We start from the raw sequence: 18,494 nt of genomic DNA, 5'->3' as shown, positions 1-18,494 counted from the left end.
TTTACTCCCATAGCTAATAAACACCCTCAGCACTAACAGAAGGGATCGAACATGTTTGTTTGGAGTAAGCGTCTCGTCATTGGGTTGGTGGTTGCATTTTGTGTGTTGGAGCTCGTCTTTTGGTTAACCGCCAGTGGAGGCGAGAGCAGTCAACTGTTGACGCGAACGACACAATGGATCATCCTCAATTATGTATTAGTTATGGTCTGGCTCATGGTCTGGATGTTTGACCAGACGCGGGTGCGCGGGAAAAATGTATGGGGATGGTATGTTCCGTTTCTCATCGCGCCGCTGCCGACATTGGTGGCGTTCATTTTGTTTCTGCAAAGAAGGATCAAGTAACGGCCGAACCATCCTCGTTATCCGATGACGATGCGAGATTCTGGGAAGCGATAGCGAGTTTGCACGGCGGTTTTGACGGCAAAGAGCCCGATCATCAGTGGCCCAAACCGTCCCAGAAGCATCGAGATCATGATCATGACTTTCCCGAAATCGGTCAGCGAGGCCGAGAGGCTGTGGTTGGCTCCATCTCCGAGCGACAGGCCGACGATGCCTAAGGCCGAGGTCACTTCAAACATCAACGGCAAAAACCGTTGTTTCTCGGTGGAGTCCAAAATAAGGGTGATCGTGGTAATCATCGCAAAGGCGATGATCGTGAGGCAGAGTGCTCGAATCGTTAAATCGCGAGGAATACGCCGGTGAAACACCTCGACATCGTTTTTTCGCCGTAAGACGGTCCAGATCGTCAGGCAGACGATCGCAATCGTCGTCGTTTTGATCCCCCCGGCCATGCTGCTCGGCGAACCCCCAATAGCCATTAAGAGCAGGAGGAAGTATAGGGTGGCATCTCGCATCTCACTCAGTTCCAGCGTGCTAAATCCGGCAGTTCGTGAAACCGTGTGGAAATAAGCGGTCATCACCCGCTCTCCCCCATTGAGGGATTGAAAGGTGGGGGCGTTGGACCATTCTAAGATGAGAATCCCAAGCGTGCCGCTGACAAGCAAAATCCCAGTCGTGATCAAGACAAGTTTGGTATGCGTGAGAATACGAACCCGTCGTCCTTTGAGATTATCAATGATATCCTCGAAGACGAGAAACCCAACACTTCCTAGAATCACGAGTGTTGTGATGACCAAATTAAAAGAAACATGGGTTTCGAAGTCTCCAAGGCTGTTGGAATAGAGCGTAAACCCAGCATTATTAAAGGCGGAAACCGCATGAAAGAGTCCCGAGTACAGTGCAGACCCCCAATTCATATCCTGCGCAAAGTGGGCCGCGAGGAACAGGGTGCCAAGACCTTCAAGGCCAAACGTAATGACTGCGACCATCTTGACGTATCGTATGGACCCCTCCATATTGATCGTACTTAGTGTTTCCGTCAGCATCATCCGATCCCGCAAACCAATCCGGTGGCCTAGGATCAAGAGAATAAGGGTCGCCATCAACGCATACCCTAAGCCGCCAATTTGGATAAGGAGGAGAATGACGAGCTGGCCGAATGTCGAAAAATCATGAGGGGTATCCATGACGATTAAGCCTGTCACACAGACGGCGGAGGTTGCGGTAAACATGGCGTCAATGAATCCCAGCTCTACGCCGGGGCTCGTGGCAAAAGGAAGCAGCAGTAACAGAGTGCCGACCAGAATCAAGGCCATGGCGGCGAGTGCGACGGTTTGGCCTGGGAGGAGACTGTAAGCGGTGAAACGTCCGAGGAGTGAGCGCCCTAGCTGTACGCTTCGTTCGATGGCGGTCATGGTGATTCCGTTAGGCCTTGGTTCCTGTTTCGTGTAATGACCACGATGAAGCGAACTGGAAAAGTGGTGTCCATCTATCACCGGAAGGAAAAATGGCGACACACGGGGAGACGAGACGAGAGTGACAGAATACAGCCCTCATACGTGAAGGAGTCAAGACATTAAGAAGAAAAGAAGAATCCGTGACAGGCTTAACGTCCGACGATACTCCACTCAATGGACTAACGCAAGGAACGGACAGGCATGAGACTCATCAACAGGCTTGACCATTGAACAGACACGGCTTATAGCGACTGGCGTCAAATTCAGTATTCTCGGCGTACAAGCGTTCATTGCCGTTTACCCCATCCTGTTCAGGGTCATTCCACATGTTGTGATTCCACCAATAAAAGAGGGGAAAAGACTCCAAGTAATACACGGGATTGCCGAATTCACTCCGTTGATGATGCTGGACTTTTCTCCCTGTCACGTAATCCACTTCGCCGTTTCCTTTCAGCGAATAGAGAAACATCACCATGCGGGATTCGTGATCATAGATCTCCTCCAGTCGGCTTTCTTCGTCAGGCTCCACGGGAAGCGTCTGTTCTTTCACGGCGCCTGCTGTGGAGAAAAGGGAGAGCCAAAAAACGAGGGTGAGGACGATGGAGACAAAAGCATTCATCGAGTTCCTCCTAGTGGGAAAGGGTCAGATGGCACGTCAATCTTTATCTTATCACGCGACAAATGTACCGTTCAAACTTCTTGTTGTGGGGAAATGCCTAGACTATAATCGCAGTCATGCAAGCCAATGATTCTTCGTCGCGACGCATCGCGTTCTATACGGTCGGGTGTCGGCTCAATCAGGCGGAAACGGCGCTTCTAGCCGATCGCTTTGGCCGCTTTGGCTTTACCCAGGTGGAGTTTGGAGAGCCAGCGGATGTGCTCGTCGTGAACACGTGTTCGGTTACGGACGAAGCAGAAGCCGATTGTCGGCGAGTCGTTCGGCGGATGTTGAGGACGTCTCCTCGAGCTTTTGTGGCGGTGACGGGGTGTTACGCGCAAACCAGTGCAAAACAACTCCAAGCGATTGACGGAATCGATCTGGTGTTGGGGACACAGTACAAGATGCAGTTGCCCGAATATGTGGCGTCACTTCCGACGCATGAAAAAAATGCCAAGGCCGAATTATTGCACACCAAAAAAATTGATTATGAGAATTTTTCTTTGGAAGGCTCTGGGGAGTATGTCACGACTCGGGCCAATCTCAAGATTCAAGACGGGTGTCAATTTATGTGCTCGTTCTGCCTGATTCCCTTTGCCAGGGGTCGCGAACGAAGCCGTTATATTGACGATGCGATTCGAGAGGCGGAAATCTTGGCTCAACGTGGCCATCGCGAGCTAGTTTTGACCGGTGTGAATATCGGCCAATATCGGGATGCCGATGCCGATTTGCTTCGCTTGATCCAGCGACTTGAAGACCTTCCTGAAATTGACCGTATTCGTATTTCCTCGATAGAACCCACGACGGTGCCGGATGGATTGTTGGAGTATATGGGGAGTTCGGAGAAGCTATGTCGATACCTGCATATCCCGCTGCAAAGTGGTGATGACCGAATCCTGAAGGCGATGAATCGCCGGTATTCTGCTCGTGAGTATTCCCTATTCATCGAAAAAGCCGTTCGCGTGATCCCTGATCTTTGCGTCGGCACGGACATCATGGTTGGATTTCCGGGTGAGGGTAAGCAGGAATTTGCCAACACGCAATCGTTGATCAACGACCTTCCTTTTGCCTATTTGCATGTGTTCAGTTTTTCAAGTCGGCCTGGTACAGCCGCAGCCAAACACTCCAACCCGGTCTCACCGGCGATCATCAGGCGACGAAGTCAGGCGCTCGCGGCGGTCTCACGAGAGAAGCGTCTTCAATTTTACCGGCGTATGATGTTTCAGGATGTCTCCGTGTTATTTGAAACGCAAAAGGCTTCAGGCCTTTGGACCGGCCTGACCGACCACTATGTGAAGGTTGGCGTGCGTTCGGAGGAAGATCTCGCGAATACGATCCGACCGGTTAGGATTTCCGGGCTGATTGACGGCTTAGCTCTTGGTCAATTGACCGATGACCCGTCGAATGATTCGACCGCTGAACGGATTTCTGTCTCTCCTTTGTCGCTCTTGCCTAGTTGATTCGCGCGCAGTCTTGCCATGATCCATCAAGAACTCATTCATCCGTTCGAGACCGACGTTCCGGCGCCAGAGTCTTCTCAGGATACGCGTCATGTGTATATCGAGACGTTCGGCTGCCAAATGAACGAGTATGATACGGAGTTGGTGCGGTCGCTCCTCAAACGACAGGGTTTTGCCTTCACCGATCATTGCGACCATGCGGATGTCGTCTTATTGAACACCTGTGCAATTCGTGAAAACGCACACAACCGCGTATACGGTCATCTAGGGAACCTCAAGAATCTGAAGAAGGAACGAGGCCTGGTGATCGGAGTCCTGGGATGTATGGCGCAAAATCTCAAGCAAGAATTGCTGGAAACACAGCCCTTTATCGATGTGCTGGTTGGCCCTGATGGCTATCGCCAATTGCCTCAGTTGTTGACCAAGGCCATCGAGACTCAAACGCAGGGACTTTCCGTCGATCTCTCGGAGTATGAAACCTATGAGCGCATCATCCCTGAGCGTACCGAAGGGGTAAATGCCTGGATCGCGGTGATGCGCGGGTGTGACAATTTTTGTACGTTTTGCGTCGTGCCGTACACTCGAGGGCGGGAGCGTTCGCGCGACCCACGGGGCATTCTGCATGAAGCGCAACACCTTGTCGAAAAGGGGTACAAACAGATCACGCTCCTCGGGCAAAACGTCAATTCTTATCGATTTGAGGATTGGGACTTTGCCCGGTTGGTTGTCGCCATCGCTGATCTTTCAGGTATAGAACGAGTGAGGTTTATGTCTCCGCATCCGAAAGACTTTCCTCCCGCCTTGCTAGATGCCGTGGCACAGCATCCAAAGGTCTGTAGTCATATTCATCTGCCGGTTCAATCAGGGAATGACCGTGTGTTGGAAGCGATGGGCCGGTGTTACACTCGGGCGGAATACCTTCATCTCGTCGAAGAGATTCGTCGACGGGGAGACATTCCCATTACGACCGATATCATCTGTGGGTTCAGCGGGGAAACGGACACAGAATTTCGAGACACTTATCGTCTCATGGAGGAGGTCGGATATCTCTCATCGTATGTCTTTAAATATTCTGAACGAAAAAATACGATTGCGGCCAGAAAATTTTCCGATGATATCCCTGAATCAGTCAAGATCGAGCGGGTTGCGGAACTGATAGACTTCCAAAAACAGTTTTCTCTTCGGAAAAACCGCGAGTGGATCGGACGGACGGTTGAAGTATTGATTGAAGGCGATGCGAAAAAATCCTCTTCACAATGGGTGGGGCATACGGAACACAACACCACGGTTGTGTGGGATAAATCGCTTCATATCTGTGGGCCGGGAGAACTTCTCTCGATCATAGTGAAAGATGCCTCGGCCTCCACGTTATTCGGGCGCCCCATCGATGCCCCTCTTTAGTTTTTCGTTTTCACACATTTTCTAACCCTTTAAACGTTCATACACAAGAGGAGCTCCAGATCACACGCATGCCGTGGACTGGCATGGTCCGCGAAGCGTCGAGGTGAGGTAAGAGTGTCCTCGAATGAGAACGAGGTCCGGGGAGTCTACGGGAATCAAAACAATGAAAAACAAGGACGATGAAATGGAAAAACATAGCTCAAGTTGGATTCACAATGACCGATGAATAGGAGTACCAATTGTGAGTCAACAGGAGGGTGACTCAGCCTCCTCTCTGCAAAAGTAGTTACAGAGAAACTTCCCTATGGATCAGCAACTGCTGCAGCGCATCAAGAATTGCAAGACATTGCCGGCCATTCCCAGTCTTCCGCTACAAGTCCTGCAGATGTGTCGAGACGAATCGGTCGACTGTCAAAAAATGGCAGATACGGTCAGTAAAGATCCATCTTTTGTCGCGAAGCTCCTGAATGTCGCCAATTCGAGCTTTTACGGCGGGGCGCGACATAAAGTCACGACTGTGACGCAAGCCGTGACATTATTAGGCATGAACTCCATTGCCACGTTGGCCTTTTGTTTTTCCTTGTATCGCGATCTAAAGAAGAAGCAGGGCGTGTCATTCGACCAGACTCGATATTGGCATCGTTCCATTTTGTCCAGTGTGGCCGCGCGGATCCTCGGCAGGTGGGCGCAAGTGCCCCACTACGAAGAAATATTCCTCGCTGCGCTGTTGCAGGATTTGGGTATGTTGGTCCTCAGTGAAGTGTTTGGCGGCGAGTACGGGGAAATTTACAGCCATGCGGGCTCCAATCACCAATTGCTTCAACAATATGAACGGGAACGTTTCGGCAGCGATCATAGCGAAGTCGGAAGTTGGCTTGCCGAAATGTGGGAATTGCCAGATGTGATGCGTGTTGCTGTTCGTGGGAGCCATGATGTCGTGTTGGCTGAAGCGTCCGACGAACATCAAATGATTGTCGTATGTGTGATGATCTCTGGCCGGTTAGCCGACTTGTGGTGTGATCCCACGGATGAGCAGCGACTTCATGAGTTGCTGATTCTCGGTCAACAGTATTTTGCCCTGACTCCGCAGGATCTCGTGACGATCCTCTCGAACATCGCCGAAGCTATTCCTGAATACGCGTCATTTTTTCAGATGAATCTCGGGAATGATGAAGACATTCGGCATGTCGTCGACATGGCTGAACACTCGTTCTTGAATGCCGTTCCCTCTTAGATTTTCTCGCTCCTTTTCTTGCTGTCTCCCCAGTCGCGCGACATAGAGTCAATCTTAGGGTTTCCAACTTTTGAGATGATTGACGATGTTTCATGAGTGCGTCACAATACGCACGCACCATCTCTTCCGGGTTTCCGGAAAATTCTCGGTCGTTTTTAAGGGCGTTGTCCAATGGAAGTCTCTTTTCAACGATGGAGCGGCAAGTCTGATTGTGGCATCTGCCTTGCGTTCTTTTGCGCGATCGTGCTCGGGACAACACCGCTCTATGCCGATGAGCGAGGCATTCTGGCCTCACCGAGCACTGGCGAAGAGATTGGTTCAGTGTGGGGCGTGTTTGTGGGAGTCTCGATCTACCGGCATGCTGGTTTGACGCTTGAATATGCCGACGATGATGCCACTGCCTTGCACCAGTTCTACGTTAGGCATTTTACGAGTCACATTCCATCGGATCACTTTCAGGTCTTGGTAAATGAACAAGTGACGCGTGGGGGTTTTTTGCAGACGGTAAGGGAAGTGTTACGCCGTGCGGAACCGGAAGATTTGGTCGTACTCTTTTTGGCAATGCATGGGCTTTTGGACTCGAGTGGGCAAGACCTCTATTTTCTCACGCATGAGGCTGATCCGAACCTGCCGGAGGCGCAAGGGATTAGCCGACATGATTTGATTCGACAAATAGAGCGCAGCAAGGCGAGGAAAATCGTGTTGTTGCTCGACGCCTGTCATACTGGAGCCTTTGCCGCTTCACAGACGATGTTGACCAGACGGTCGGCTGGAGCTGCCGATATTAATCGCTTGCTCGAGGCCATGGGACAAGCTCAGGATGGTGTGGCTGTAATGTCATCTTCGACCGCCGCAGAGTTTTCCCAAGAGGGCCGGCAATTCTGTGGTGGACATGGGGCGTTTACCTGTGCCTTATTGACCGGACTGGAAGGATCGGCCGATACAAACCGCAATGGGATCGTCGAATTACGAGAACTCTTCGATCACACGTATCGGCTGGTCAAGGCCAGTACGAAGAGCAGCCAACATCCGTCGATCGAGGGGCGGTATGATAATCGTTTGCCATTGGCACATGCGGTTGGTGATTTGGGTCGTGCGCAGCAAGCTGATGCGATAGCTCCGGTTAACCTCGAGACGTATCGAAATCTCGAGAAGCGATCGGAGTATTTTGCCAATCTGGAGCAGGCCTGGCAGTCCGTCGAAGCCTATGTTAGGCAGACCGTGATCCCAGAGCATGAACGTCGTTCAGCACTCTCGAAGTTTTTGCAAGATTTCCCCGATGAAAATCCTCATCGGCCAGATGCTTTGCAGGCTTTCGAAGGGTTAAGGGAGGCTGACGTGCACCTTGATCAGGTCCAGAACGATCCGTCTGCACCAGTGCGGGAAGTTCGTGTGCGTCCACAGCGACCTGCCTTGCCCGCTGATATAACCACTGTGATTGGAAAAGCGCCGGAGGGCATGGTGCTCATCGAACAAGGCGAATTCTGGATGGGCTCTGCGCCGGAAGAGGTGTGTGAGTGGGACTCCATTTTTAAAGTCGAGTTTTGTCTGCCAGTCCGCAATGCCGATTATGCTCCACGGCATCGAGTCACCCTGCCGGCCTATTATTTGGATCGGCATGAAGTGACGAACCGGGATTTTCAAAAGTTTGTCGATGGAGAAAATTATCAGAGCACCGTCGGTCAGAAAGGCACCGCCTCGGCGCTGGTCAAATCAACGGGCTTTTTTTCCGGCACGACATGGGAGATAGAAGAAGTTCCAAAGGCTACATGGAAGCGACCTTCGGGTTCAAACAGTCAGTCGGACGTGAGGTTGGACTTACATCCGGTCGTCCAAGTGTCCTGGTATGATGCTGAGGCTTATTGCCGATGGACAGGAAAGCGGCTTCCCACGGAAGCGGAGTGGGAATATGCTGCGCGCGCGGGAACAGAGTCAGAACATTGGTGGGGGAGTGACGCTCCAGGCACGCGCCGGGTAGGCAACATGGCTGATGCATACGCAAACACTGTTTTTCAAGTTGAACCGAGTTTCCCTGGCTATGATGACGGGTATGAGCGCACGGCGCTGGTTGGCTCCTATGACCCCAATCCCTGGGGACTCCATGATATGACCGGCAACGTGTGGGAATGGACGGCGGATTGGTATGAACTTCGCTATTATCATGCAAGTCCTTCCCAGAATCCTCAAGGTCCGGCAACAGGGACTGAAAAAGTTAAACGGGGTGGATCTTGGTATACCTATCACTCGATCAAAACCCGTGCTTCACAACCTCCCGAAAATTCCGATGATCAAACAGGGTTTCGATGTGCGAAAAGCGTAAAGTAACGGCCAGATATTTAACACCGGCCAATCGCGGTACTGTCCAGTTCAGACAGAATGGTTTTGATGTCATCTGGAGCGTTCAAGACGGTGCCTTCGATTCCAAGTTGTCGGACAGTATGAAGCGCAAAGCAGAGCGTGCCTAAGCTGACCTTCTCTACAGCCGTGACATCCGCGAGGTTGAGTTGAAGCCGTTTGTGGCCCAGTGCATGGGCATGCCGAATGGCGCGTTCACAGGCCGGTCCCACCGTATGATCGAGAATTCCTTTGAATCGCACCTCTAACCGGTCTTGGTGAATATGTTCTGTGATAGTCATGGAGACCTCCCTGAGGGATGAATGAGCAAGATGAATGGATGAGCTTTCAGTACACATGAGACGGGAATCCATTCACTATTCCCCAAAAGGCCTAGGTGACTCTTGGGCCTTTGGGTGAAGCCTGAAAAATTCGAGTCAAAACGAGAATTTTTTATACATAGATCTGATTTCAATAAAAATTTTGAAACTGTCAAAACAGCTAAAACTATTAAACTTTAGACTTGACTCCATTGGTGGAAAAGGAAAAGGCAGAAGGTGATTTATTCACCTTCTGCCTTTTATGTGAGAAACGAATATTGTCGCGTCGGCGATTATTTGTTGAGTAGGCCTTTGCGTCGCGCGAGACCGATGAGGCCTGCTAACCCAGTGCCAAAGAGAATGGCAACGGGTGGAACCGGGACTGTGGCAAATGACAGTTTCTTGAGTTTAATAGCGTCATTACTATGGTCATATTTGGTACCAATGAGAAGCCAGTCCGCCCCGCCTCCGCCTGGGATTCCGGATAGGTTGGCTGTGTGAAGAGAACCCGAACTGTTTTTTGCGTTCTGAAAAAAAGTTTGCTCTGTGCCTAAGAACCCATAACCTGTGTTTGATGCGAAATCAGGTGCGGGACCAGTCCCTTGCCAGTAGGAAAGATCATAATCGTAATAATTAGTTGGATCCCAGACAGTTAGCATCGCTGAAGTGATTACGACTGGCTTAGAAAATTCAATCAAGTAAAAATCTTTACGACCACTATTATCGCCTGGATGTTCAACATTTGAACTGCTGCTACTGCACGAGTCATTATAAGGGCTTGGGATAATTAGTCCTTCACCTTGATTGCAAATGCCAAGGCCACCGTTCCAACCATATAGCTGGGAGGCTGACCACTTGGCCGATGAGGAATCGTCTTTCGCCGACCAAGCTGAGGTTGTGGCCGTTGTGGTGCTTGGGGCACCTGGGCCGACATTTACTATTAGCCGATCGACGTCCTTGTTGCCATGTCCATCAGGATCTGTGGCTGGGCCATTTTGAATAAATTCTAATGCAGACCCTGGCATGAAATTAAGCTCAAACGGTGCAGCCAAAACAGGACTCGTCATGGCGAGTATCACTGCTACGGTTGCTGCGATGTGTTTCATATACTTCCTCCTTCCGAACCATGTGATGAATTAAATGTACTGCCTGTGGGTGCTAAAAACAGAAAAATTTCATTTTCTTGAAAAAATGAATAACAAGAAAAATCAAATGGAAATTGCTTGTGAGAGGAGGGGATGTGCTGACTGACGGGTCAACTGAATTAACGGATTGTGTGGTGCAGCGAGTAAGTCGTTAGAAACGATGAGGGCATTATAAATTTAATCTTATGAGCCTCGCCACGTTGTATTCTCTCATTAATTCCTTCTCTATATTCCCTTCTCTATGTTGTCTCCTCTTCGGATTTGAGTCTTAATAACAGCATAGAAATAAAACCTATAAACGGATTCGAATTTAATGAAAATAAATTATACTGCCTGCTGTCTGAAACATCAATAACAAAGTTTTAAGTTTTAATTTAGTTGTGTTTGCCTAGGTATGTTGGAGGGCATAGATGCATCCGAATCAGTTCTGTGTAATTCTGCCAAACGGTGCTGAAATATAAAGACATTCAGGGTCGAAAACAGGTATACTCACGGGCCGTAGAGAGAATTCTTTGTCGATCTCATAAGGTCCTGCCTCAAACATTTCAAGAAAAAATTGATACATCACATCTAGTGCCCGTAGCTCAATGGATAGAGCACCTGACTACGGATCAGGAGGTTGGGGGTTCGACTCCCTCCGGGCACGCCACTTCTTCAGCCACTAGAGCCGTTTCAAATAAATTCCATACGTCTGAGATTCGCTATTGTGCGTGGGTAGTTGCATTGCATCAGCTGAAAGTTATTTGAGTTTGCTCTGGTCCTCCAAGATTGCTTGCCCTTCCCAGGGAACATTCAGTCTGTGCCGCGAGCAACGTTTCGATATTGGCAAGATGGAGTGGAAGGACTCACGAAGAGTGAGAAGGGCAGGGCTCGATAGACGAAAGAACGGCGATAGACTCTCTCTCGTAACTGACCCTGCCCGATTGAGATAAAGCCTGGTTGCTCAGCGATGAATCGTAGGGTGAGTGGATCGCCGAGCAACCGCAACTCCGAAGACCCGACTCTTCGAAAGTTGCACCCTTGGAGGAGGAGTGCTCCTGAGTAGGGTATTTTTATTGTACTCCCCGCTTCCATGCTGATTCAAATCCTCATTCGCTTTCCTGTACAAAAGACGTGCAGACGTATCCGCTTCAGGCCCTCACTCATTTCTTGCCCATTCCCAAGAGCCTCTTAACTTTTCATCTGTGTCAAACGTATCTTAGATCTTTTCGCTATTTTTTGATCATTCAAGCGAATAGTGATGGGTTCTGTGCCGTTCTTCCGTTCCTTTAATTTTCTCGCTTAGAATGGCCGACAAACGACTGATATTAGGGTAGTATCACGAGGTCGTCCGATGTCGTTTCGAGTGTATGCTTCGTTGGTGTGCAGTGCATGCCTGGTGGTTCTTCTTGCTTCCACGACACAACTCTGGGCTGGTCCGACGTTTCTCAACCGACAGGCGTTTCCCATTTCTCTGGCCCTTCACGAAATGGGTCCGTTTCATAATAATTATTTACGCACGTTCGAGGTATGGACGCAGTGGGACAATGACGCGAGCGTGGACGTGAAGGTGAATATCCTCTTTACATTCTTTGATAGTGATTCTGGCGGATCGAGGATGGGCGAGGATGGGAAAGATGATACGCTAATGAGTGTCATGCAGTCCGTGACGATTCCCAGCCAGGTCAGTAACTGGGGCAAAACTTTTTATCTTACGGCCATAGGTGGAAAAATTAATGAAGGGTTTGATCACCTAGAAGAAGGCGCCAGTCTTGAATTATATGTTGATGCCCAAATCATGTCCATTCAGTACCTCTCCCAATAACCTCTCTTAATAAATCCTTTTTATGTATTTTTTGGCCTTCATGAAGCCTGAAATATTGCAAGATCAATGAGTCCTATGCGCCTGTTGGCGGTAGCCGTAGAGTAACGTGACGTTGATGCGCCGGCTTTCATAGTCATCTCTGAACGACAAGGTGTCGGTTTCATGGAAGAGGTTTGAGTTGAAGATGAGTGCGCGATTTTGTCGGTGAGGCACTGTGACAGGTTGCGCGTGAGTGCGGTGTAGAAATTCGCGGATCTTTTCCTTGTTCTGATCGCTGTTATAAGTCTTGAAATCCCAGTCATCTGGGGCTTCCTGATCCCACACGACGAGGCCCCCGCTTGTTTCGTCAAGATTGGCCTCATTTGGGGTGATCCAAAAATTGACATTTACGGCTGCCGCATCCGCATGAAGGTTGAGGCCTTGCAGGGTACTGTCATATTTAAAGGCCCAGGCCTGAGCGAGCTGGTGGTCCTGAAAGATGTTTGGCAACCTAAGCCGCAGCTCTTCGGCAATCTGTAACAATAGAGGACTTGCGAACCCCTCGGCTAAAAAGGCTCCGAGATAGCCATTGTGATAGTCTTTTTTCCAAACAGTGGCCTCAAGGCAAAACCGGCGGAGCCTGTTCAATGCTTCCTCGTTCAGAAGGTGGTCGAGGTAGGTGATTTCAGGCTTTTTCTCATGATACCGGGCTTCGATGGATGTGACATCAAGATCGGGGTTTAGGGTCCCACCCGACAAGCCGTGAGCTATGCCGTGATGCAGAATTCGGCTGAACGACGGCGCAAGGTGTCTTTGATCATCCTGTGAGAGCGTGACAATCCTCGCCCCTGAAGCTTGGGAAATCGGAACGGGACTGAGCCGTTCTAACGTTTCAAGATACGGCTGTGGGACCTCAACGGAAATGCCTTGTCGATGGAGATAGCGAAGTTGTTCAAGGTCATGCTTAATACGTGATGGTGTCGTGACATTTCGCTGTATGGGGTTTCCATGGTTGTGCGTGAGTTCCGCAGAGCGGTGAAAACAAGCCAAAGCATCTTGAGTTCGCTGTTGCCATAACAGCGTCAAGCCAAGATGATAATGCGCGTTCGCGTAATTCGGCTTTGCCTTGACGGCTTCCTGAAACGCCGACTTCGCCTCCGAAACATGCCCATCTCCTTTGAGCGCGACCCCCAAGTTATTCCAGGCTTCGGCATGCGACGGATTGATCTCGATGGCCGCCCGGTAGGCGGTGATGGCTTCAGCCGTTTTGCCTTGCTCTTTCAGGGTTACGCCCAGATTATTCTGCGCTTCCGCTGATTGAGGGTTTAGTCGCAACACTTCTTGGAATGATCGCACGGCATCATCCAGTCTGCCTTGTAAGCGAAAAACATTTCCCAGGTTACTTTGCGCTTCGATGTACGAAGGGTTGAGGTGGATGGCCCGTTGGTAAGCAGAGGCTGCCATAGAGAGTTGGCCGCTTCGTTCGTGGACGAGCCCCAGGTTGAAATGGTAGAGGGGATTTGACTGATCCGAGGCAATGGCGCTGGTGATGAATTCTGCAGCCTGCTGTAAGTTTCCCCGCTGAAAGTGGGTTAATCCGAGCAGATGCAGAGAGTCCGGGTGGGAGGGACATTGGCCCAGCACCTGACGGTACAACGAGTCGGCTTCGGCAAATTGCAGGGCTTTATGTTGAGCGACAGCCTGAACGAACACGGAATGAAGCTTGGGCGGAAGACTTCCCGATCCAATCTGTGTTCGGAGTTTCTCTTGGCGTCGCCGTGCGGTTCGGTTCATGAGCGTTTGAAGAAAAAGTGGTCATTCGGATAATCGGCTCAATCGTAGCAATGATGGGAGTCTATTCTCCAGTGTGGGCACTGGGATTGAGTTGCCACAAGCTCCAGGAGAGGGCTTCACGGAGTTTTTGCATTTCTGGGTCTCGAGACGGATCGGTCCAAACCTTTTGATTCAGGGCTGACAAGGGTTCGATGGCACGATTATCTGCCAGCTTTCCCAGGGCAAGTACGATTTCTGTTTGAACGGGTAGTTCAGTCGTCGGTTCTTCAAGGGTCGATAAAAACGGAGAGAAAACTGGAGTCTGGGAATTATGGGTGGCGATTTCCCCAAGCCCTTGGACCGCAGCGATTTTCAGTTGTGAGTTTGTGGTGGTTTGGAGGACCTTGAGCAAGGTCTTGGTGGCTTGTTCGCCTTGCCGTCCCATGGCGATGGCCGCAGATGTGGCGAGATGAGGGTTCTGGAGTGCTTGTTCAAGGATTGGCAAGGTTTCCGGGTCCGGAATTTCTCCAAGTAAAGAAATGAGCTTGAGCTTGAGTGCTTGAGGCGTGGTTTCGTGCTGTATCATTCGGCTGAGTCGTTGCGTTTGTCCCCATTCTGTGACGAGAAGATAGGGGAAATCATCATGTTCCAGGAGTTTTGCGAGTTCTGATAAAGCATAGTCGCCGGAATTCTTGACGCGAGCTTTTTGAGCCGATCGTCGCGCATCGTCGAAGGTCGTTCGAACTTCTGTTTGCCAAGCGATGTCATGTCCATGCAACCCATAGGTGATGAGACAGGCTGGGCCTGTCCAGTTTCGTAACGGCGCATGAAGTGAATCGGCATCCCCTCCGTAAGTCGAAGGCCCTCTTCGAGTCTTTCGCTCTTCACATTTCACTTTCACGAGGACATCGTGTTGGGTCTTGGAGTTTTGATGTGTGATGAATCCCAAGGCCCTCAAGCGTTGACTCACGACCTGTTGAATCTTATCGGTATTGGCATTGCCTAATTCGGTCAGCGCCACAGTCTTTATGAGCACGGTTTTGGCCTGTTTCAACTGATCTCGTTCCTCAGGCGATAGGGTGCGATCTCTGGGAAAGCCAGCTTGAATGGTGAGGGTAAAAAGTACCAGTGAAATGAAGAGGCTTCTTAACCACATATTACTTACTCCTTGCTTTTACGACACATTGATGAGGTGGGATGGTCTTGCCAGGGTTGGATAGTGCGTTCGATGCCATGTGTGACACATGAATTTTCTATACCAACTCCCTTCCCACGAGCGCAACGTTTGGAGTCATGGAAGAGGTGAAAATACCTAAGTGAAAACTGTGACTTCATGAACCACTCATCCGTTAACCAATGCCAGGTTTGTTCGTTCACTTATATGACCTCAGCCAGGTTCCAGCAGACACGGATCGTCGGATGCGTGGCTGAATCAGGGTATGGCTGTCATCGAATGGCTCAGCGGATTAGTAGATGGATACAGCATCCCGGTAGGGAGGTGGATCTCAAGTCGTAATCTAGATTCACCGACACAGACACTAAGGGCAAGGAACTATGAATCTATAGACGGCTGAGGTCTACATGGTTATTTCTGAAAACAGGGTCAATGATCAGGTCATCGTCGAAAAGTTTGTCGGGTGTTTTGATCAAAACGCTCGTCAGGATTTTAAATGGAGAATCGACGTGGCTGTTAATGACGGTCTTCGCTATATCATCCTGAATATGACCGAAGTGTCATTCATCGATAGCGCTGCCTTGGGATGGTTAGTGCTGACACAACGCCGGATTCAACGAATCGGCGGGAAACTCTGTATCGTAACACAGCAAGGATTTGTCCACGATATCCTGGATTTGACGGAAATTTCAGAATGGATTCCGGTCTTCCGTACAGAAGAAGACGCACTGTCCTCGCTACACAGGGTATCTGCTTGAATGGAAACGACTCAGGTTAAGCCAAAGACGATCAAGGGAGGGAACACGAAAAGCGAAGCCGTGTTCCAGGGCAAGGATCGACGAGACGGATTTCGGGCCCGTGTGGTTCACGGTTTAAATCTTGAATCGGAATTACGTTGTTCGAAAAACAAGGTTTGGCCAAGCAAGGCCTTGAACCTTAGTCAACAGGGTGTTCTACTGGAATTTCCGAAAGGCAGTGTTCCTTCGGTGATCGTGGATGACAAAGTGTCGGTTAAACTTTGTTGTCATGAGGATATCGTCTGGGTTCCTGGAGTCGTGCGGCACCAACGCGGAAATCGTGTCGGAATCTATTTCCCTGAGTTTATGCACCGTAGTACTCACTCTACTGCCCAGATCATCTCTCGAATTTTACGAGCCGTCGAGCGAGGCTGGCTTCGGCAGAAAGCCCAATAATACCCTCCTTTTACCTGCTCAACCCTCCTCCTGGAAAAATCGATTCGTGAAGAACTGTAATGGTCTTGGCCTCTATGCAGGCTGAGGGATTTATTATTGGCGTGTCCGATGGAAGGGAAAATGGGAAGGCTGACTGGATTGACGTTGAGCGGTTTTTCTCTTTTGGCGAGAAAGAGGAGAAGATTGTACGATTGAAAGGGCGCATTCCATTCGAGGAGAGTCTTTGTCGATGGCTTTATACAGATGGAGTGTGGTGATGCGGTTATCATTGATTTCCATGGCGTTACAAATGGCATCCTGAGCAATTTTGAGTCCTCCATCGATGTCTCGCCTTAATGCAGAGGTAAAGTAAAACCAGACGGATAATGTCAGGGTATGGGTATGTAGGTTTTCCAGGAGAACCGAGCGGAGCGAAGACGATGTGAGCGTGGACATGATGAGTTGAGCGACGGTGGTCTTATAGTGACGGCCTTTGGATGATAGAATGCGTCTTCCGTTCACGGTGGCATATTGATGATTGATACTCGGAGGAATGGGTAACGTCAGAAAGAGCTCTTGTGCAGACACTCTGGATGGAAAGTTTTCGTGGTGTACTTCGAGACGTGAACAGCCAATTAGGTGAGACGATCGAGGACGAGAAGCCCTGTTGAGAGAAGGGATAGGCTGGCCTGATAGATTCAGAAAGTTTTTTATTCGAATTAGACGGGCCACGAGGATAAACGGAAATGAATCGGTCGAGAATCCTGAGCGATTATCAGTGACGAAGAATTCAGCCCATCACAGAAGGCTCAATAGTTTGCTGTGGATTTCTTCGAACTTTTCTTCATTCTTCATGACAAAGCGTCGCCAATCTGAAGGATTCCAAATCTCAAGTCGGTGGTACATTCCGACGATGACGATTTCCAGGTCATCTTCGAGAGGAATGGTTTTTCGAAGTTTTCCGGGGATGAGGATTCGCCCGGTTTTATCCAGGTCCGATGGGGTCGCCTCGGACACAAGATAATGCATGAACAGACGGCTCTGGTCCTCATCGCAAGCTTCTCGCGCACGTTCTAAGACCTTTTGCCATTCATCGGGTGAATAGGCTGAAAGAGGAAGATCCTGTCCCTTCAAAAAGACCACGCCCTGTCCTTGAGCTTCTAGCTGCTCACGAATTGGACTCGGGACCAGAAAGCGTCCCTTCTCATCCAACTTGCAGGTGTATTGGCCGGCAAACATGCTCTTTACCCTACGTATCCCATGAACGTTTATTGCTCATTAAAACCTCGATCGTAGCATACCTCAAGAATCGAAATTGTCAAGTTGTCTGGGATGGTGAAATTGGTCAATTGCACAAAAGTTGGGCAATGCTGAAAATTTCCATCGGCAATTCAATTACAACATTCTGGCCAGTGTCACGACATAGACATCTCCCGACCCGGCTTTTCGAAGTGCCTTGGCGCATTCATTGACGGTCGTGCCTGTCGTGTACACATCATCAACCAATAAAATAGATTTCCCGGTGATGTCCCGTGAGGTTTTAACCGCAAACGTTCGGCGAAGATTTTTCAAGCGTTCTTTGCGTGAAAGAAGGGTTTGGGGTGTGCTCTGTCTTGTGCGGATCAAGGTTGTATGGTCAAGAGGAAGTTGAATGATTTTGCTTAAATTATAGGCAAGAAGTAGTGATTGGTTGTATTCTCGTTCACGAAGACGAGCCGAGTGCAAAGGCACAGCCATGACGAGGTCAATTGTTGGCAGAGAAGGAAGGCCGGTGGCGAGCAGGTGAGCCATCGGTTTTGCCAGAGAGACCTTCCCCCGGTATTTCAGCAGGCCGATCGCTTTCTTGAGGGAGGATTCATAGGGATATAATGTCCATGCTCCAGAAAATGCTGGCGGGTGCATTCGACATGCGGCGCAACGGTGATGGGGGCTGTATCGTAAACTGATGCGTGAGTGAAATGGGCGATAGCAACGCGGGCAATGGGGCCCAGAGAGACATGTGATTGAACCCCAGCACTGATCGCACAAAAACGGAGTCATATCGCCCCAGAGGGATTTTCCACAACTTGCGCATTCTACCGGTAGTAGGGCATGTGAGCATGTTCGGGCCAGAGCTTTGGGTGAGTGTCGTGTGAGACGTTGCAGTACCGAGCGTTTCACGTCTGTGGTTTGGCCAGGCATCACTCGTAGATCCTGAATCGTTGGAGGGAAAGTCAAACCTATGATATATGAAGCATGATACCG

Annotated in this window: 18 protein-coding genes and 1 tRNA gene; 9 read left to right on the top strand and 10 right to left on the bottom strand. The window is 49.9% G+C overall.

Annotated elements, in window-relative coordinates:
- The first annotated feature begins 51 nt into the window (after window positions 1–51).
- The gene (locus MRJ96_02290; protein MDR4500273.1) at window positions 52–342 is read left to right on the top strand and encodes a hypothetical protein; all 291 of its coding nucleotides are present in this window, start codon (window positions 52–54) and stop codon (window positions 340–342) included.
- Between the two features lie 17 nt (window positions 343–359).
- Here MRJ96_02290 and MRJ96_02285 read toward each other — a convergent pair whose 3' ends face one another.
- Together MRJ96_02285 and MRJ96_02280 are read right to left on the bottom strand one after the other, a co-directional pair.
- The gene (locus tag MRJ96_02285; GenBank protein ID MDR4500272.1) at window positions 360–1,754 is read right to left on the bottom strand and encodes a TrkH family potassium uptake protein; all 1,395 of its coding nucleotides are present in this window, start codon (window positions 1,752–1,754) and stop codon (window positions 360–362) included.
- 253 nt (window positions 1,755–2,007) lie between these two features.
- Window positions 2,008–2,415: a hypothetical protein gene (locus MRJ96_02280; protein MDR4500271.1), complete on the bottom strand. Its 408-nt coding sequence runs from the start codon at window positions 2,413–2,415 to the stop codon at window positions 2,008–2,010.
- A gap of 116 nt (window positions 2,416–2,531) precedes the next feature.
- Between MRJ96_02280 and mtaB the strand changes: the two genes are divergently transcribed.
- The 4 genes from mtaB (at window position 2,532) to MRJ96_02260 (ending at window position 8,874) form a co-directional block, all read left to right on the top strand.
- Complete coding sequence (gene mtaB, locus MRJ96_02275; protein ID MDR4500270.1) at window positions 2,532–3,914, top strand: tRNA (N(6)-L-threonylcarbamoyladenosine(37)-C(2))-methylthiotransferase MtaB; 1,383 nt, start codon at window positions 2,532–2,534, stop codon at window positions 3,912–3,914.
- Between the two features lie 18 nt (window positions 3,915–3,932).
- Window positions 3,933–5,315, top strand: a complete 1,383-nt coding sequence (miaB, locus tag MRJ96_02270; GenBank protein MDR4500269.1) for a tRNA (N6-isopentenyl adenosine(37)-C2)-methylthiotransferase MiaB — start codon at window positions 3,933–3,935, stop codon at window positions 5,313–5,315.
- A 304-nt stretch (window positions 5,316–5,619) separates the two neighbouring features.
- Entirely contained in the window at window positions 5,620–6,549 is a 930-nt protein-coding gene (locus tag MRJ96_02265; protein ID MDR4500268.1) for an HDOD domain-containing protein, read from the top strand.
- Window positions 6,550–6,720: 171 nt separating this feature from the next.
- Window positions 6,721–8,874 (top strand): SUMF1/EgtB/PvdO family nonheme iron enzyme, encoded by a 2,154-nt coding sequence (locus tag MRJ96_02260; protein MDR4500267.1) that lies wholly within the window; start codon window positions 6,721–6,723, stop codon window positions 8,872–8,874.
- 11 nt (window positions 8,875–8,885) lie between these two features.
- On the opposite strand, the gene MRJ96_02255 is transcribed toward MRJ96_02260, so the two are convergent.
- Together MRJ96_02255 and MRJ96_02250 are read right to left on the bottom strand one after the other, a co-directional pair.
- Window positions 8,886–9,185 carry a hypothetical protein gene (locus MRJ96_02255; GenBank protein ID MDR4500266.1) on the bottom strand — a complete coding sequence of 100 codons (300 nt, stop codon included), beginning with the start codon at window positions 9,183–9,185 and terminating at the stop codon, window positions 8,886–8,888.
- Window positions 9,186–9,496: 311 nt separating this feature from the next.
- Complete coding sequence (locus MRJ96_02250) at window positions 9,497–10,309, bottom strand: hypothetical protein (GenBank protein MDR4500265.1); 813 nt, start codon at window positions 10,307–10,309, stop codon at window positions 9,497–9,499.
- Window positions 10,310–10,921: 612 nt separating this feature from the next.
- Here MRJ96_02250 and MRJ96_02245 point away from each other — a divergent pair.
- A tRNA-Arg gene (locus tag MRJ96_02245) sits at window positions 10,922–10,997 on the top strand.
- Between the two features lie 143 nt (window positions 10,998–11,140).
- Here the strand turns inward: MRJ96_02245 and MRJ96_02240 are convergent.
- Window positions 11,141–11,422 (bottom strand): hypothetical protein, encoded by a 282-nt coding sequence (locus MRJ96_02240; protein ID MDR4500264.1) that lies wholly within the window; start codon window positions 11,420–11,422, stop codon window positions 11,141–11,143.
- A 259-nt stretch (window positions 11,423–11,681) separates the two neighbouring features.
- Here MRJ96_02240 and MRJ96_02235 point away from each other — a divergent pair, with 259 nt between their 5' ends.
- Window positions 11,682–12,152, top strand: a complete 471-nt coding sequence (locus tag MRJ96_02235; protein ID MDR4500263.1) for a hypothetical protein — start codon at window positions 11,682–11,684, stop codon at window positions 12,150–12,152.
- A gap of 63 nt (window positions 12,153–12,215) precedes the next feature.
- On the opposite strand, the gene MRJ96_02230 is transcribed toward MRJ96_02235, so the two are convergent.
- A complete protein-coding gene (locus MRJ96_02230) occupies window positions 12,216–13,925 on the bottom strand; it encodes a tetratricopeptide repeat protein (GenBank protein MDR4500262.1) in 1,710 nt (569 codons plus the stop codon).
- Between the two features lie 61 nt (window positions 13,926–13,986).
- Window positions 13,987–15,060, bottom strand: a complete 1,074-nt coding sequence (locus MRJ96_02225) for a HEAT repeat domain-containing protein (GenBank protein MDR4500261.1) — start codon at window positions 15,058–15,060, stop codon at window positions 13,987–13,989.
- 425 nt (window positions 15,061–15,485) lie between these two features.
- Here MRJ96_02225 and MRJ96_02220 point away from each other — a divergent pair, with 425 nt between their 5' ends.
- Together MRJ96_02220 and MRJ96_02215 are read left to right on the top strand one after the other, a co-directional pair.
- Window positions 15,486–15,836 carry an STAS domain-containing protein gene (locus MRJ96_02220; protein ID MDR4500260.1) on the top strand — a complete coding sequence of 117 codons (351 nt, stop codon included), beginning with the start codon at window positions 15,486–15,488 and terminating at the stop codon, window positions 15,834–15,836.
- Window positions 15,837–16,271, top strand: coding sequence for a PilZ domain-containing protein (locus MRJ96_02215; protein MDR4500259.1), 435 nt, complete (start codon window positions 15,837–15,839; stop codon window positions 16,269–16,271).
- Between the two features lie 93 nt (window positions 16,272–16,364).
- Here MRJ96_02215 and MRJ96_02210 read toward each other — a convergent pair whose 3' ends face one another.
- The 3 genes from MRJ96_02210 to MRJ96_02200 all read right to left on the bottom strand — a co-directional run bounded on the left by MRJ96_02210 (window position 16,365) and on the right by MRJ96_02200 (window position 18,152).
- Window positions 16,365–16,838: a RusA family crossover junction endodeoxyribonuclease gene (locus MRJ96_02210; protein MDR4500258.1), complete on the bottom strand. Its 474-nt coding sequence runs from the start codon at window positions 16,836–16,838 to the stop codon at window positions 16,365–16,367.
- 210 nt (window positions 16,839–17,048) lie between these two features.
- Window positions 17,049–17,489, bottom strand: coding sequence for a hypothetical protein (locus tag MRJ96_02205; GenBank protein MDR4500257.1), 441 nt, complete (start codon window positions 17,487–17,489; stop codon window positions 17,049–17,051).
- A 156-nt stretch (window positions 17,490–17,645) separates the two neighbouring features.
- Complete coding sequence (locus MRJ96_02200) at window positions 17,646–18,152, bottom strand: ComF family protein (protein MDR4500256.1); 507 nt, start codon at window positions 18,150–18,152, stop codon at window positions 17,646–17,648.
- Window positions 18,153–18,494 lie beyond the last annotated feature (342 nt).

The sequence above is a fragment of the Nitrospirales bacterium genome, from assembly GCA_031315865.1.
In the GTDB taxonomy this organism is placed as follows: domain Bacteria; phylum Nitrospirota; class Nitrospiria; order Nitrospirales; family UBA8639; genus JAGQKC01.
Note: the sequence above shows the minus strand (reverse complement) of the source record. Positions and strands in the feature narration are given on the sequence as shown.